Raw genomic sequence first — 15,509 nt, forward strand, 5'->3', positions numbered from 1 at the left:
TTTCAAACTTATAAGTATCAAATTTTTATTTCTTTTTTTTCTCATTCAACCAAAAATATAAAGGAGGGATTAGTATTGGTGCAAAAAATAAGGTACTTGTTAATCCGCCTATAATTACCGTTGCAAGTGGTCTTTGCACATCTGAACCAATTCCAGAAGATGTAGCAGCAGGGATAAGACCTACGATAGCCACAACCAAAATTGATAATAGGGCTCTTAACTGCTCCTTTGAAGCCATTAATACGTTTTCCTGCAAATTATCCTTCTTAAACAATGTTTTTCTGTTGAGAGCCGATACAAGAAGTACACCTGACATAACCGAAATTCCAAAAATGCTGACAAATCCAACACCTGCAGAAACATTAAAATAATACCCTCTAAGAAGTAAAGCCATAATACCACCTCCTAAAGCAAACAAAATACAGCTCATGGTAATCATGGTGTGCTGAAAATTTTTATAAAGCATAAACAGAAATAAGAAAACCATAATAATTGTTAGCGGAATAGTGAATGCCAATTGTTTTCCTGCTCGTTCCAAATTTTCGTATTGACCTCCGTAAATGATACTATATCCTTTAGGCACAGTTACGTTTTTCCCAACTTTTGCTTGTAATTCTTTCACAAAACTTCCCTGATCTCTCCCCCTAATATTCGTTCTAACCGTAATCATTCGTTTACTTCCATAACGATAAATATTCGTTTGTCCTTCAACAAAATGTATATCTGCCAATTGATTCATTGGTATTAAAGCACCATTAGAAGAAGGTACTAAAATTTCTTTTATTGCATCAATAGAATTTCTGTATTCTGGTAAAAAACGAACCACAATATCATAACGTTTTGCTCCATCATATAAAGTCGAAACTGTTTTTCCGCCAATTGCTACCTCAATCATATTTTGAATATCGGCCACATTAATTCCGAATCTCGCAGCCTGTTCTCTATTAATATCAATTGCCAATTGCTCTTGTTCACCCTCCTGTTCAATATTAACATTCTCAGCACCTGGAGTATTTTTAGCAATTTGTGCAATGGTTTCTGCCTTTTTTCTCATCATTTCCAAATCGTCGCCTACGACAGAAACTGCAAGGTCTGCGGCACTTCCGTTTACAATTTCCATAACCTGATCAATAATAGGCTGTCCTGAAGAAAATTGTACTGATGGAATTTGCTGTTGCAGATCTTTTTTAATTATTTCGACCAAATCTTTTTTAGCAATAGTATCGCTCCAGAGTTTGTAATCTTTTAATCCCACTAAAATTTCATTTCTATTAGCAGGAAACGGGTCTGTACCATCATCATTACGTCCGGTCTGAGTTATTACGTAAGATATTTGAGGATACTTAGCGATAATTTTTCTGATTTTAGGAGCATACTTTGCATTTTCCTGTATCGAAATTCCGGCTGGAAAATTTCCTCTTAAAAAGATCGATCCTTCATCTAATGTTGGTAAAAATTCAGTTCCTAATTTTAAGCCACATAAAATGAATATTGCCACAATCGAGAAACCAATTATTGTCGTTTTTTTATAACTATTTAAAAACCTTGATAATGTTTTTTCGTATGATTTCGTCAAATAATCCAATACCACATTTTTGTGTTCTTTTATGGGTTTATCTACATCGAGCATTGCCTTTCTGTAAACAAACGAAATTAACACAGGAATAAAGGTAAGCGCTCCCAGCATTGAACCAATAACGGCAAAAGCCAAAGTTAAAGCCATCGGAGAAAACAATTTACCTTCTACTCTAGTCATTAAAAGTATTGGCATATAAGCCAATATAATAATAGTTACAGAAAAGAAAATCTCTCTTCCAACTTCCTGAGCTGCCTGAAGGGTAATTTGCACAATTCCCTCTTGTTTTTCTTCTGGTGTCGCTGTTCTGTATTTCCTTATAAGATGTTCTGCCATTAAACAAGCACCATCTACAATAATTCCGAAATCTATTGCTCCAAGTGAAAGCAAGTTGGCAGGAATACCCGTAAGTCTCATTAAAATAAAGGCAAATAGTAATGCAAATGGAATAGTCAAAGCTACTACTAGTGCACTTCTGAAACTTCCAAGAAACAGAATCAACAGTATAATTACGATAGAAATTCCTTCAAATAAGGTATGCGCAACAGTTTCAAGCGAATGATCAATTAAAAACGTTCTGTCATACATAGGGCGCAGTTTTACGCCTTGAGGCAGATCATTTTCCTGTAGCTCGGCCATTCTTTCTTTTAACAATTTTAAAACCTCGCTTGGATTTTCATATCGCCTTAAAAGAATAATACCTTCAACACCGCTGCTTACATCTTTTTTGTCCTGGGTAACCGTATATCCCATAACACCACTCGGCGGTGGAGGCGTGATTTCGACAGTTGCTACATCACGAACAAAAACCGGTACCCCATTTTCAGATTTAAGAACAATGTTTTGAATATCCTGCTCTGTTTTAATCGCACCTAAACCACGCACTGCAAAACCTTGTCCGCCTCTTTCAATTATATTTCCCCCTGTGTTTAGATTATTTGCATCTACTGCATCCATTACATTTTGCAATGTAAGATTGTATTTTCTTAACTTTTCCGGCGAAGTAATAATATGAAACTGCTTTAATGGTCCTCCAAAAGTAGTTACATCAGCAATTCCTGGAACTTGAAGCAAAGCAGGTTTTATAACCCAGTCCTGCAAATCTCTAAGCTCGGCCTGACTATAGTTTGAAGGTGCTTCTACAACATATCTGAAAATCTCGCCAACAGCGGTAGAAAGCGGTGCTAATGAAGGCGCAACACCATCTGGCAGTTCAGCCTCTGAAAGTCGTTCTGTTACTTGTTGACGTGCAAAATAATCATCGGTACCATCTTTAAAAGTAAGCTGGACTACTGACAAACCAAAAATAGTTCTGCTTCTGCGATCTAAAACATTTGGCGTATTCTGCAAAGCTCTTTCAATGGGAATAGTAACCTGCTGTTCTACTTCCTCAGCTGCTCTTCCATCGTATTGTGCTACTATGATGACATTGGTATCTGCAATATCTGGATAAGCTTCTATTTTTAAATTGGTAAAACACCAAAAACCTATTGCCATTAAAACAACACTGATTGCAATTATAACCCAACGGTTACGAAGACTGAATATGAGTAAATTTTTAATCATCTGTTTACCATTTTTCTACTTGATTCGTAACTATAAAACCTCCTTTATATACTTTTCGCAAAGCTGTTAAAACAGATTTTACTTTTTCATCTTCATCTATAAAATTGATCAGTAAAGGTATTTTATCAAAACTGAACAAATCATGAGGCCTATTAAGATACCGACTGGCTCCATATCCTAATTTACCATGAAATACAGTTGCTCCCATAATTTTGTGTTCAATCAAAAACCTTAAAATATATTCATACAAAGGCTGGGTTCCTTTTAATTCATCTTTATCTATATATACTTGTGCTTGTGTCATTGTTTTTTCTTTAAAGTGTTAGTAAATACTGTTTTTCACTCTCATCTTTTAAACAGAATCTTTGTTTTCAATATCCAAAACTGAGTCCTTTCAGCTGCATGACACCTTTTACGGCTATAGCATCACCACTCATTAAACCATTATACACTACGACTCTGTCTCCTATCTGATTTCCGATTGTCACTTCTGTACGTTCGAATTCTTTATTGCCTTTTTTTACAAAAACATAATTTTTTGCCTGAACCGTAACCAATGAATTTTTATCAATACTGATGTTGTCCCCTTCGCTTACGCCAAAAGAAACTGTCGCAAACATACCAGCCTTAAATTTTCCGCTTGAATTATTCAAGCTTATTCGCAGTTTTACCATTCTGGTTGACTGATCAATCATATCGGCAATGTCATCAATTTTTCCGGAGAATTTTTCGTTAGGAAAAGCTGTAAACTGTACGATACAATTATCACCGTTTTTTATTCTGCTGATCTGATTTTCTGGAATATCGCAAATAATAAATGATGTGCCTGCTCTTGCTTTTTTGAGTGCTTGAGGTTCAAAACCGCCAGCTTTCAAGTCTGTTTCGTATTCAATCAAAGCCGCTTTCTCATTAGCCAAATTGGTCTGTTCTACAGATAATGCTGTCTGTGCTTCCAGTAGGTCTTTGCCTGTTGCCGCGCCATGAGCCAGCAAGTCTTTAGCACGATCCACTTCTATTTGTTTTTGTTTTATGTTTTTATTCTGAATTTGATTAACATTAGCTAAGTGCTGAATAAGCTGTGTATAACTGGCTGCCAAATCTGGATTTTCAAATAAAATAATATTCTGCGATGCTCCTTCTTGAGATTTCATGACTGTTGCAGAAACTTTTGCAGGTGCCATAATTTGATTATTAAGAACAGAATTTCCTATGGATTCTGTTTCGAAGAAAACAGCACTGCTGTCAGTAGGAAATACAATGGTCTTTCCATTATTTGTTACCTGTGGTAAGTTGTTTACTACCTGATCTTGTTTCTTTTCTTTTCCGCTGCAGGCGTAAAGAAATAGAACTATAATACTGCTATACTTTATTAAATGTTTCATATGTAGATAGTATTTATTTTTTTATGAATCTTGAGATGGTTATCTCAAAGCATTATTGTGCGATTTGATTGATTAACCCTGAAGCATAAAGCAGTGTGATATAACTTTTTCTATATTCCTGCATAGAATCGTAATACTGCTGCTGTATGTCGAGCCAGCTTCGCTGTGCTTCCAGAAAATCAATAATGGTAGTACCGCCTCTTAAATAAGAATATTTTACACTCTTTAAAATATTTTCTGATCTTGTCAATAGTCCGATAAAATTCTCCAGATTACTTTTTTGAATTTGATAAGAATTATAGGCATTTGTTATTTCTGTTCGAATTAAACCCTGTGTAGCTGTCAGATTTTGCTCGGCCTGTTGTTTTAGGTAATTTGACTTTTTTATTTCTCCTTGATTTCTTGAGAAAAAAGGAAGCTCAATTGTACCATATAAACCGATATATGGAATCATGTTTTGCGGATTGTAAATCAGTCCCATTTCAGGCTGTGGATAAGCTAATGATTTTTGAAGGTTAATATTGGTATTAGCAACATCAAGTATTGATTTAGAGGCCAAAACATCTGTTCGTTTATCTAAAGCTTCCTTTAACAAATCTTCTAAATTAGAAGGGAGTACAAATACAAAATCATCAGCCGAATCAATATTAATTTCTTCCTGAACACCTAGTAAATATTTAAGACTGAGCAATTCGTTTTTTAAATTTTGTTCCGATTTTTTTATTTCTAATGCATATTGATTCGCCAGCAACGAGGTACGATTAAAATCTGTCTCGGTTATTACCTCATTTTTTAAACGTACTTTATTTATAATAACTAAACTGTCTAAGTTACTGCTGGCTTTTTTAACTATTTCCAATTGTTTTTGTGCTGCCCAGACATCAACCCATTTCAAGCCTACATCCTGAAAAAGATTGCGTTCTATTTCATTATAGTTTTTTTGTGTTAAAACCGAATTCTGACTCGCAAAATCAATTTTATTCTTGCGTGTTCCAGCCAACTGAAAAACTTTACCTAGTTGTAAATTCGTTTGAGTATTAGCGTTATTAAAAAAACCGGTATTGGGTGCATAATTTTTTTCTGATGCAATACCAATATAATTAAATCCTAAAATAAGATTAGGCCTCAATTTCGCCGTAACAATATCACTTTGGGCAATATCTACATCATAATATTGGCCTTTGAGTACGAGGTTGTTTTTTTTGGCTGTTTGAAGGGATTTTTGGAGGCTGTAGTTGGTTTGTGAAATACCATTGACTAAAGGTAAAGTCAACAAAACAAATAAAAGAAAGTAATGTTTTCGCATAGTTTATTCTTTATTTATTATATCCTAAATATACGAAAAAACTTAATTATTAAATAATTATATGTTTAAAAAAAACAGCCTAAAAAAACTGATTTTCAAAAACTTAACCAAAGTCAATTTTATTTCGCTTTCTTCTCTTTAGTTTTGACAGTATCTGATATGTATTACTTAACAAATTAATCCAAATGAGAAAAATCAACAGCATTATAACCTTAACGATTATATTCTTTATAACATCTTCCTCAAATGCTCAGGGGAATTCACAGCAGCTTATTGAAGACTTTCAAAAAGTATTAGGAAACTGGAAAGGAAGTCTGACTTATCTAGATTATTCTTCCGGAAAACCTTATACAATGGCAGCTGACATTGAAGTTAAAAAAATTGACGGTACCAACGATTTTAACTTCATTAATACTTATCCTAAAGAAAAGAGTGCTAACTCCACTCAAACGATTACCATTTCACAGGATGGAAAAAACATTGGAAAAGAAGAAGTGGTCTCAAGAACAGAACTTCCAGATGGCCAAATACAAATTGTTACTCAAAGACAGGGAAAAGACGGTAATGACAATAAGGAAGCCCTGATAAAACAAACGTATACAATAAGTAAAAATGTGTTTTCTATACGTAAAGATGTTCTTTTTGCAGAGGATAAAAAATGGGTACAAAGACACGAATATGTCTATTCAAGAGACTAAAAAAAATCATTTTTATTTAAACTATTTAAAAATTTTATACGCCCTAATCTTTCTAAAAAATAATTTAAATTTTGAAAGTTTTAATATTTAATTTAGTGCCACTTAACCTCTATTTTAAATTAATGAACAAAAAAATTACTGTCGGAATTATTGGAATTGGAATTTTCAGTCTGGATTTTGCCCAAAGAAGCGCTGATGCCGGTTATAAAGTTTTTATTAGTTCATTAGACAGCCCACATACCTTTAAAAATGCTGTAGAGAAAATGGGAAAGAATGACCAGACGGCAACCATTCAAAAAGCGGGATCGGCTGATTTTGTTTTTATCTTTACAGCTAAGGAAAAAGAAGAACTGCTCATGAAGTCTCTTCCCAATCTAAAAGGAAAAATAGTCGTTTATCATCGTTATTTGACTCATAAAGATGATTACACCTCTGAGTTACTAAATATTGCTTCTCCTGTATTAAGACATCCCTCTATTGAAGAAAACAATATTATAAATATATACAGCAATATCGCTAAATCAAACGGTTCTGAAACTGATCATTCGTCACTATATTATGCAGCGCGCACTAAAGCAATAGCCGAAAAAGCAAAGTTTCTGCTTCTCTCTTTAAATTTTACTGCGTTGTATCTCGTAAATATATTAGAAGACTTCTTTTAAATATTTTATTGGACGGAAGCTTAGCAATAACAATGTCAATGTCAATGTCAATATCAATGTCAGTAGTAAGCTAAGCAATAATGCCTGAAGTTATTCATAATGCAAAGCTTCAATAGGATCTAGTTTAGATGCTTTTAAAGCAGGGTAATAACCAAAGAAAATTCCCGTAATTGCACAAACTAAAAAGGAAAGTATTACAGAAGACTCAGAAATTAAAGTTGGCCACTGCAAAAAGAATTGTATAAGTTCAGATGCTAGAATTCCTAATAGAATTCCAATTAATCCTCCTGTTAAACTGATCAATATTGCTTCGACTAAAAACTGCAATAAAATATCTCTTCCGTTTGCTCCGATCGACATGCGTAAACCAATTTCTTTGGTTCGCTCTGTAACGGAAACATACATAATATTCATGATTCCGATTCCGCCAATTAATAACGAAATTCCTGATATTGCGGTTAACAAGACGGTTAACAGCTGACTTGTTGAGCTAAAAGTATTGATTAATTCTGCTTGTGTTCGTACTGAAAAATCATCTTCATCTTTGGCTTTTAAACGATGTGCAGTACGCATAATTTGTTCTATTTCACCTGTCGCAGCTTCTGTATGGCTTTCATCTATTGTTGATGCATATATATTTTGAAGATAAATAGAATTTGTTATTCTTTTTTGCACTGTACTAAAAGGCGCAATAATAATATCATCCTGATCTTGTCCAAATGCATTTTCTCCTTTTGATTGTAAAACCCCTATAATCCTGAACGGAATTTTATTAAATCGGATGATCTGCCCTATAGGATTTGCTCCATACGGGAATATATTGTCTACAACTGTTTGGCCAACCAGGCAAACTTTATTGGCTGTATGTACATCAGACTCTCTAAAAGCAATTCCATCCTTGAGCGGCCAGTCTCTAATTTTCAGATAATCAACACTTACTCCCTGCATACTGGTAGGCCAGTTTAAAGCACCATTAATAGCCTGTCCTTTACTCGATACGGCAGGAGAAATAGCATTTAAATATTTTGATTCTTTTTTAAGTGCATCCACATCACTAAGAGTCAGTGTCTGAACACTTGATATATCCAGACGTGCTCCAGCCGTCACATTACTATTAGGACGAATTGTAATCATATTGGATCCCATGCTGGATAATTGATCCTGAATGCTTTTTTTGGATCCCTGTCCTATTGCAACCATTGCAATTACAGAAGCTACTCCAATAATGATTCCGAGCATTGTCAACAAAGCACGAAGTTTATTACGACGCAGCGCTTTTAAGGCGATTAGAAAAAGATTAGCTATTTTCATATTTATAATCTTCATCCACACGAAAATCGGCCAGCATTTGTTTAGCCGATTTTATGTTTTGGTTATTAAAGTCTTTTGTTACTCTTCCGTCACGAAGTGTAACTGTTCTGCTACTAAATGCTGCGATATCTGGCTCATGGGTCACAAAAATGATTGTTTTTCCCTGCGTATTCAATTCCTGAATTAAAGCCATGATTTCGTATGATGTTCTCGTATCCAAGTTTCCTGTAGCTTCATCAGCCAAGATCATTACCGGATCATTTACTAAAGCTCTCGCTATAGCCACACGTTGTTGTTGTCCACCCGAAAGCTGATTCGGAAAGTGATCCAGTCTGTCGGCTAGTTTTACAGCTTCTAAAGCATTTACGGCTCTTTCCCTTCTTTCTTTGGCAGAAATTTTAGAATTATACAGCAATGGAAGTTCTACATTTTCTATGGCCGAAGTTCTGGCTAAAAGGTTGTATGACTGAAAAATAAAACCAATTTTCGTATTTCGTAATGCTGCTAATTCATTTTTAGATAAAGATTTAATATTTACTCCATCCAATATATAATTTCCCTCTGATGGTTTATCCAGACAGCCGAGAATATTAAGCATCGTTGTTTTGCCTGAACCGCTGCTCCCCATAATGGTAATAAATTCACCTTCTATCACATCAAAAGAAACTCCTTTTAGAGCTCTAACAGTTTCTGCTCCCATAGTAAATTCTCTTTTAAGGTCTTGTATTTCAAGAATCTTTTTTCCCATCGCAATTTCTTTTTTATTCTCACCAGTTATCATCTTTTTCCGCCACCGCCACCACGTTTCGGCATAAACGGACTTGAATTTGTTCCTTTTGATTCTTTGGACTGATTTAATGCATTAACGCCTGTGATAATTTCATCCTTTTCCTTTATTCCTTCAACAACCTGTACATTGATATCATCATCTAACCCTATTCGAATATGTTTTGGAATTATAGAATCGCCTTCTTTTTTCCATACAATCGCTTTCTTGTGGTCAATAGTATCTGGGCTTTTGTTATTCGATTTAGAATTGCCTTCATGCTTATTCTTATTTTTGCCTTTACGATTTCCCAAAAACAGTTTTCTGATTTTATATTGCTTTCCCAAAGTAGAATCCGGCTGAAAAGCAATTGCTTTTGCTGAAATAAGCAGGGTCTTTTTTACTTCATTAGTGTAAATAATAATATTGGCAGTCATTCCTGGCTTGAGTTTTAAATCAACATTCGGAGCATTTATAATTGTGGTATAAGTAACAACATTGGATGAAATTGCTGGCTGTAATCTCACTTCGATCACGGTACCTTTAAATACATCATCTGGAAAAGCATCCACAGTAAAAGTGGCAGTTTCTCCCGCTTTTACATTTCCAACGTCTGCTTCATCTACTGACGCCTGAACCTGCATTTTGGTTAAATCCCTCGCAATACTAAATAAAGTTGGTGTATTTAAACTAGCGGCTACAGTCTGCCCTTCACTAACCTTTCTCGACAAAACGGTTCCGTCTATAGGCGAAAAGATATTGGTAAAAGAAAGATTCTTTTTTGCAGAACTTAACTGTGCAGTTACACTGTTTACATTATCCTTTGCAACATCATAAAGATTCTTTGCAGTTTCAAAATCAGCCCTGCTGATCCCTCCTGCTTTATATAATTCACTCTGTCTGTTAAAATTAGACTGTTGGTAGCCCAAGTTATTTTTTGCTAATTGTAAATTTGCTGTAATTTGTTGTACCTGCGCAATGAATAAAGACTGATCTATCTGAGCCAATAGTTGTCCTTTTTTTACGACTGAATTAAAATCAACAAAAACTTTCTGTATAGTGCCGGAAACTTGTGTTCCAACCGCAACGGTGTCTACGGGTTGTATTTTTCCAGTTGCCGTTACACTGGTTGCAATGTCTCCATAATGTGGTTTTTCTGTTATCAATTCTACTTTATTGTCCTCTTTGTGAAAAATAAAATAGCCTATACATCCTATAAGTAAAACTCCAATGATGATAATTATTAATTTACTTTTTTTCATTTTGTCATTTTTATAGTTTGATTGCGTCACCTTTATAGAAATCGTATATTTTTAAACTTATAACAGCATTATACTTTGCCTGAGTAAAATTCTGAAGTGCCTGAACATATAAATTCTTCTCCAGTAAATAATCTACTGTATTAATGCCTCCTAATCTTAATTGTTCATTTGCTATTCGATAATTTTCTGTGTTTGCATCAAGCTGTTCCTGAGCGGCTGTAAACTGAGATTGTGCATTAAGTACATTAATATAAGCCTGCTCTACTTTTTGAGCAAGTACTGTTTTTGTATTTTCTACATTCAGATTAGACTGATCGATAGCAATTTTTGACTTTTCTACCACTGTTTTAGCTGTTCGGTTATTAAATATCGGAACGCTCAGGGAAAGTCCCAAGCGCTGGTAAAAGTTATTATCTAATTGTGTTGGATAAGGTGTACTTTGATTATCTGAATATCCAGAAGCCAAACTTCCGCTCGCACTAAGCGTAGGTAAAAAACTGGCTTTAGATTTTTGTAATTCTAAATCGGCGGCTTCTTTTTCCAGTAAACTGCTTTTTACTTCAGGTCTTTGTTCCAAGGCTATTTTTTGAGCTTCTTCCAGTTTGATTACCGGCAAAGTTGTTTCCAGGGTTTCTGGTTTCTGAATAGTAAGATCATATCCGGACGGAAGCTGCAGTAATTGTTTTAAAGTCAAGGTATTTTGACGCTCTGCATTTTGTGAAGTAATCAAATTAAAATTATCTGTAGCCGATTGTGCTTTCATCAAAACAAAATCTTTTTTAGCAATACTTCCCGCATTATATTTTAGTTCTCCTAACTTAAGCTGTGCTTTAGAAGTTTCCAAAATCTCATTTAAATACACGCTATTTTCCTTAGCTAACAAAATATTTAAATAAGCCTGAGTAATTTGAATTGTGATATCATTTTCAGCAGCTTCGGCATTAAACTGGGCAGATTTAATAAAGAGATCTTTTTGTTTAATGTCATTATTCAGATAGCCTCCATTATACAAAACCATAGAAGAATTTAATGCATAGTTCCCCGCAAAACTGGCCTGGGTTTGAAAACCTCCTACAACCAAATCTGCATTTTTTGCATTAGTAAAAGATTGCGAAGCATTTCCTAAAAGATTGGGAATCTTTGCTGCTTTTGATAATAGTAAATCCTGTTCTGTCGACTTCGTAGTGAGCCTTAAGGTATTAATCTGAATATTTTGCTGTTTTGCATAAGCGATACACTGTTCAAGATTCCATACTTTTGGCAATTGATTCTGTTCAGTCGTTTGTGCAATACTATCTGACGTATGAACAAACAAAATCACCATTAAAGTATTTATCATAAATAACCTCATACTGAATTTAATTTAAATTGAAAAAATAAATTATAACCTGAGACTTAAATAATAAAAAATGCTTTAAAAGGTATTATGAATTTGATTAAAAGGGGGATTCAAAAAATTATTCATAAATTTTGGTAGGAAAACGAATAACTCTATCAAATATAGTGATTATTTGAATACTCTTAACTATTTAAAGCTAAGTTTTTTATCCTAAAAAAGTAGGATTAAATATGTAATCCTAAGCAATTGCTTTATAGTTTCTGATTATTGAAGTAATTTTCGAAGAGCACCAATTGATTTGACAAAGCTTTGCTCCAATATTCAGTATCGTGTTTTCCTAAAGATTCTGTATAAGAATGTTCAACTCCATTTTTAGTCAACAAGAAATGAAAGTTTCGATTCATATCAATCATTTGTTCATCTTCGGTACCACAATCAAAAATATAATATTGTTCAGAAGTCTTCATCTTCTCTGCCCTACTTTTTACTAAATATTCTGAAGGAAGTTTTTCAAAAGGTCCCAACACATCTTCTACCTGATAGTTTTTATAATTAACACCAAAATAAGTCAGATCTAAAGCACCGCAAGTACTCCCTACAATCGAAAAATTCTGCGTGTAATTTAATCCTACATTCAAAGCTCCAAATCCCCCCATGCTCCAGCCTAAAATTCCGCGCCATTTTCGATTTTTCATTGTTGGAAAATTTGAATCTATATAAGCAACAAGCTCTTTTCCAATAAATGTTGAATACTGAGATTTTTGATTGAGATTACTATCAACATACCAGCTGTTAAAATTACCATCGGGTAGTATGTAAATTGTCTGAAACTTTTCGGATTTCAGTAATAATTCAGGAATGTCTTCTTTATAAGTTCTGTTGGGATTTCCGCTGTATCCATGAAGAATATAAACGGTTTTATAAAGTTTTTCCACTTTTATTTCAGGAGTAATAATGATCGTTTCGATCTCTTTTTCCATTTTTGGACTATAAATCTTTTTCGAAACAATTCTCTGTGCCGACAAAAAACAGGAAACAAAACTAAAGATGATAATAAATATTGCTTTCATCATAAAATATTTTAAAATTAGAAAGCAAAGTTCGTCCTCAAAAAAATGAAAAGAATTTACAAATGTTGACGAAACTATAAATTTAATTCTTTACGAATCCGGCTTAATTGTGTGGGAGTAATACCAAGATAGGAAGCAATTTCATGTTGTTTAAGACGATCGAAAAGTTTTTCGTTTTGATACAATGTAATGTAACGCTGTTTTGCGGTTTCTGATTTTAAATTAATCTCCAGAGGTTCCTTTTTTACCACCCAATTCTTTTCAAGATAAGCTATTTGAAATAATGCAAGATCGTGATGTTCAGAAATCAATTTCCTAAATGTTTCAGCTGGATACATAATTACCTCTGAATCTTCCAATGCTCTGATTGAAAAATGGCTAGGAATTCCTTGTATAATAGAAGAAACTGAAGCACAGAAACTATTCTCTTCAAAAAACAGCTTATAAATTATTTTGCCACCTTCATCAATTGTATAATACCCCAATAATCCTGATTTTACAAAATAATAGTATCGGGCAAGATCTCCCTCCCTTAATATAATTTCATTTTTCTTGAAAGATTTCTCAGAAGAGATTCCTTTTAAAATTTCAATAGTAAGAGGAGATAATTGATGGTAAGAGTTTATTTGACTAATGAATTCATCCATAATTTTAGGATTATATGCTTCAAGATTTTCTTTAACTGTTATAATCAATTATTTCAAACAAAAGATCATATTTATCTCCTAATTTTTTCTTTAATCGCTGTTTGCTTTTTTTGACTGCATCAACTGTAACACCTAACAAATTAGACATCTCATAATAGTTAAGATTTAATTTTTCAAGCATTATTATTTTAAGATTCGATTCTTTTAACTCAGGAAAATTTTCCATTATAGTATTATAAAAATAACTGTGCTGTTTTATAAACTCTTGTTTAAAAGCGCTCCAATTTTCATCTGTCATAAGATGTGAACTAAGCATTTCCCTAAGCTTACTTTTATCTTCTTCGGACTGCTTTGCCGCAAAACTTTTAATGCCTTCAAGTTCATCCTCTAAACTTAATATTTGTTTATCTTTATTTTGAAGATTCTCGGCATAGCTATCGATATTAGAACTTGCATCTTTAAGCTTTTCTTCAAAAATTAAACGATCACTTTCATATTCTTCCACCTTTACTCTTTTTGTATCTAATCTTTTAACTAAAAAACTATAGGCTATTGCACTTGACAGTATCGTTGAGATTAAAATTAAAATACTGATATTTCTAATTCTTTCACCTTGTTCTAATTGTGATCGAATCTGTTTAGTTTCATTTTCATATTTGTTTTTCTGAATAAGCCAATTTGATCTTCTCAATACAGTATTTCCATTTGTTTTAAGTAAATACTCATCAAGTTGCTTTAGCTGTCGTCTCAAAATCAATTCTTTTTGAATATTTCCATTTAAAAGCATAAGCTTTAATTCGATTACTTCCTTTAAAGAACTTCTGTAGTAGGACTTAGTACTGGCAATCTCGCCCGCTCTTTCCAAAATTTTTTCAGCTTCGTTTTTATTATTTAATTTAAGCTGAATTTTTGCTAATAATATTGAGGCGTACATCTCATTTTTTTCACTTTTAAACTTTTGAGAATGTCTTACATCCTGTTTTAAAAGATTTACAGCAGTATTTATATCTCCTTTTTTTTCATAAATAAGTGCTTTATCACCTAAGATTTTAGCATATCTAATACTATCACCTATTTTTAATGCCATAGCCTTAGATTTATCAAAATAGTGCATGGCATTTGTAAAGTCTTTCTTTTTAAAATAACAGTTACCAATTGCGTTTAAAACACTTGCAGATTCTGAAGAAGGTTTTTTCATGTACTGCATTGATTTTTTTAAAAAAATTAAAGCAGACTCATCTTCTACAGTAAACATAATCCATCCAAAAAATTGAAAAGTTTCTGCTGGTAAAATCATTTCAGAAGCATCGATCTGATTAGTTTCTTCCATAGTTTTAAGAACTATCGGAATAAGTTTGTCTATCTGACAATAAAAATATAAGTACTTGGAATAGTTTAACTGCGTCCAGATGATAAGACTTAAATCCTTGCTCTTTTTAGCTTCCTGAATAGATTCTAAATAATAATGCTCACTTTTGGGGTTTATTCTATCAAAGAAAGCAGAATAAGCATTTGCCAACAGTGCATGGTATAAAATATTGTTTTTTTTATCGGATGATCTACTTAAAAAGGCCAGTCTTTTTTTTACTACCGAAGTGTCTTCTTTCTTTGGATTATTCTCTTTTACTATTATAGATTCTATATCCGTTAAATCTGCAGATGTAGGGTACAGCTTTTGAGATTGTAATTTTGTAAAAAAAACAAAGGCACATAACACAAAAAAGAGTCTATTTTTTTTTGTAAAGAAAGTCATTTTGGAAACGGGGCTTATTGAGGTGCTAAATTAAAAAATATAGATTTTATTTTATAAAAAAATTAACATAAAACTACTTTAACAATTGCTTTATACCTCTAACCTAGCTCTAATTCTAGATTTGGCTAGACTTCTTTCTTTCGATTTAAGATATTTTGAAATAAAAAAACA

At 33.2% G+C, this 15,509-nt stretch carries 13 protein-coding genes; 2 read left to right on the forward strand and 11 right to left on the reverse strand.

Features of this window, described 5'->3' with window-relative positions; genetic code table 11:
- Nucleotides 1-25: 25 nt before the first annotated feature.
- From GSY47_RS04115 to GSY47_RS04130, 4 genes are all read right to left on the reverse strand, one after another.
- Nucleotides 26-3,142 carry an efflux RND transporter permease subunit gene (locus tag GSY47_RS04115; protein ID WP_179003729.1) on the reverse strand — a complete coding sequence of 1,039 codons (3,117 nt, stop codon included), beginning with the start codon at nucleotides 3,140-3,142 and terminating at the stop codon, nucleotides 26-28.
- A 4-nt stretch (nucleotides 3,143-3,146) separates the two neighbouring features.
- Complete coding sequence (locus tag GSY47_RS04120; RefSeq protein WP_179003728.1) at nucleotides 3,147-3,446, reverse strand: DUF190 domain-containing protein; 300 nt, start codon at nucleotides 3,444-3,446, stop codon at nucleotides 3,147-3,149.
- Between the two features lie 67 nt (nucleotides 3,447-3,513).
- Nucleotides 3,514-4,524, reverse strand: coding sequence for an efflux RND transporter periplasmic adaptor subunit (locus GSY47_RS04125; RefSeq protein WP_179003727.1), 1,011 nt, complete (start codon nucleotides 4,522-4,524; stop codon nucleotides 3,514-3,516).
- 52 nt (nucleotides 4,525-4,576) lie between these two features.
- Nucleotides 4,577-5,830 (reverse strand): TolC family protein, encoded by a 1,254-nt coding sequence (locus tag GSY47_RS04130; RefSeq protein ID WP_179003726.1) that lies wholly within the window; start codon nucleotides 5,828-5,830, stop codon nucleotides 4,577-4,579.
- A gap of 185 nt (nucleotides 5,831-6,015) precedes the next feature.
- Here GSY47_RS04130 and GSY47_RS04135 point away from each other — a divergent pair, with 185 nt between their 5' ends.
- Complete coding sequence (locus GSY47_RS04135; protein WP_179003725.1) at nucleotides 6,016-6,528, forward strand: hypothetical protein; 513 nt, start codon at nucleotides 6,016-6,018, stop codon at nucleotides 6,526-6,528.
- A gap of 122 nt (nucleotides 6,529-6,650) precedes the next feature.
- Entirely contained in the window at nucleotides 6,651-7,190 is a 540-nt protein-coding gene (locus tag GSY47_RS04140; protein WP_219071120.1) for an NAD(P)-binding domain-containing protein, read from the forward strand.
- A gap of 90 nt (nucleotides 7,191-7,280) precedes the next feature.
- Here the strand turns inward: GSY47_RS04140 and GSY47_RS04145 are convergent, their stop codons facing one another.
- From GSY47_RS04145 to GSY47_RS04175, 7 genes are all read right to left on the reverse strand, one after another.
- Entirely contained in the window at nucleotides 7,281-8,501 is a 1,221-nt protein-coding gene (locus GSY47_RS04145) for an ABC transporter permease (RefSeq protein ID WP_179003723.1), read from the reverse strand.
- Nucleotides 8,488-9,249: an ABC transporter ATP-binding protein gene (locus tag GSY47_RS04150; RefSeq protein WP_179003722.1), complete on the reverse strand. Its 762-nt coding sequence runs from the start codon at nucleotides 9,247-9,249 to the stop codon at nucleotides 8,488-8,490. The genes GSY47_RS04145 and GSY47_RS04150 overlap by 14 nt, the downstream gene beginning before the upstream one ends.
- A 29-nt stretch (nucleotides 9,250-9,278) precedes the next feature.
- Nucleotides 9,279-10,529 (reverse strand): efflux RND transporter periplasmic adaptor subunit, encoded by a 1,251-nt coding sequence (locus tag GSY47_RS04155; protein ID WP_179003721.1) that lies wholly within the window; start codon nucleotides 10,527-10,529, stop codon nucleotides 9,279-9,281.
- Between the two features lie 10 nt (nucleotides 10,530-10,539).
- Nucleotides 10,540-11,880 (reverse strand): TolC family protein, encoded by a 1,341-nt coding sequence (locus GSY47_RS04160; RefSeq protein WP_246611257.1) that lies wholly within the window; start codon nucleotides 11,878-11,880, stop codon nucleotides 10,540-10,542.
- A 239-nt stretch (nucleotides 11,881-12,119) separates the two neighbouring features.
- Nucleotides 12,120-12,848: an alpha/beta hydrolase gene (locus GSY47_RS04165; RefSeq protein WP_246611258.1), complete on the reverse strand. Its 729-nt coding sequence runs from the start codon at nucleotides 12,846-12,848 to the stop codon at nucleotides 12,120-12,122.
- A 164-nt stretch (nucleotides 12,849-13,012) separates the two neighbouring features.
- A complete protein-coding gene (locus GSY47_RS04170; protein ID WP_179003719.1) occupies nucleotides 13,013-13,585 on the reverse strand; it encodes a Crp/Fnr family transcriptional regulator in 573 nt (190 codons plus the stop codon).
- Nucleotides 13,586-13,616: 31 nt separating this feature from the next.
- Nucleotides 13,617-15,338, reverse strand: coding sequence for a tetratricopeptide repeat protein (locus tag GSY47_RS04175; RefSeq protein ID WP_179003718.1), 1,722 nt, complete (start codon nucleotides 15,336-15,338; stop codon nucleotides 13,617-13,619).
- Between the last annotated feature and the right edge of the window lie 171 nt (nucleotides 15,339-15,509).

The sequence above is a fragment of the Flavobacterium quisquiliarum genome (genome assembly GCF_019308285.1).
GTDB lineage: Bacteria > Bacteroidota > Bacteroidia > Flavobacteriales > Flavobacteriaceae > Flavobacterium > Flavobacterium quisquiliarum.

What these genes read in the sequence shown, in the direction of transcription:
- GSY47_RS04115 (WP_179003729.1), bottom strand. Translation starts at nt 3,142, where the DNA reads ATGATTAAAAATTTACTCATATTCAGTCTTCGTAACCGTTGGGTTATA.
- GSY47_RS04120 (WP_179003728.1), bottom strand. Translation starts at nt 3,446, where the DNA reads ATGACACAAGCACAAGTATATATAGATAAAGATGAATTAAAAGGAACC.
- GSY47_RS04125 (WP_179003727.1), bottom strand. Translation starts at nt 4,524, where the DNA reads ATGAAACATTTAATAAAGTATAGCAGTATTATAGTTCTATTTCTTTAC.
- GSY47_RS04130 (WP_179003726.1), bottom strand. Translation starts at nt 5,830, where the DNA reads ATGCGAAAACATTACTTTCTTTTATTTGTTTTGTTGACTTTACCTTTA.
- GSY47_RS04135 (WP_179003725.1), top strand. Translation starts at nt 6,016, where the DNA reads ATGAGAAAAATCAACAGCATTATAACCTTAACGATTATATTCTTTATA.
- GSY47_RS04140 (WP_219071120.1), top strand. Translation starts at nt 6,651, where the DNA reads ATGAACAAAAAAATTACTGTCGGAATTATTGGAATTGGAATTTTCAGT.
- GSY47_RS04145 (WP_179003723.1), bottom strand. Translation starts at nt 8,501, where the DNA reads ATGAAAATAGCTAATCTTTTTCTAATCGCCTTAAAAGCGCTGCGTCGT.
- GSY47_RS04150 (WP_179003722.1), bottom strand. Translation starts at nt 9,249, where the DNA reads ATGGGAAAAAAGATTCTTGAAATACAAGACCTTAAAAGAGAATTTACT.
- GSY47_RS04155 (WP_179003721.1), bottom strand. Translation starts at nt 10,529, where the DNA reads ATGAAAAAAAGTAAATTAATAATTATCATCATTGGAGTTTTACTTATA.
- GSY47_RS04160 (WP_246611257.1), bottom strand. Translation starts at nt 11,880, where the DNA reads ATGAGGTTATTTATGATAAATACTTTAATGGTGATTTTGTTTGTTCAT.
- GSY47_RS04165 (WP_246611258.1), bottom strand. Translation starts at nt 12,848, where the DNA reads ATGGAAAAAGAGATCGAAACGATCATTATTACTCCTGAAATAAAAGTG.
- GSY47_RS04170 (WP_179003719.1), bottom strand. Translation starts at nt 13,585, where the DNA reads ATGGATGAATTCATTAGTCAAATAAACTCTTACCATCAATTATCTCCT.
- GSY47_RS04175 (WP_179003718.1), bottom strand. Translation starts at nt 15,338, where the DNA reads ATGACTTTCTTTACAAAAAAAAATAGACTCTTTTTTGTGTTATGTGCC.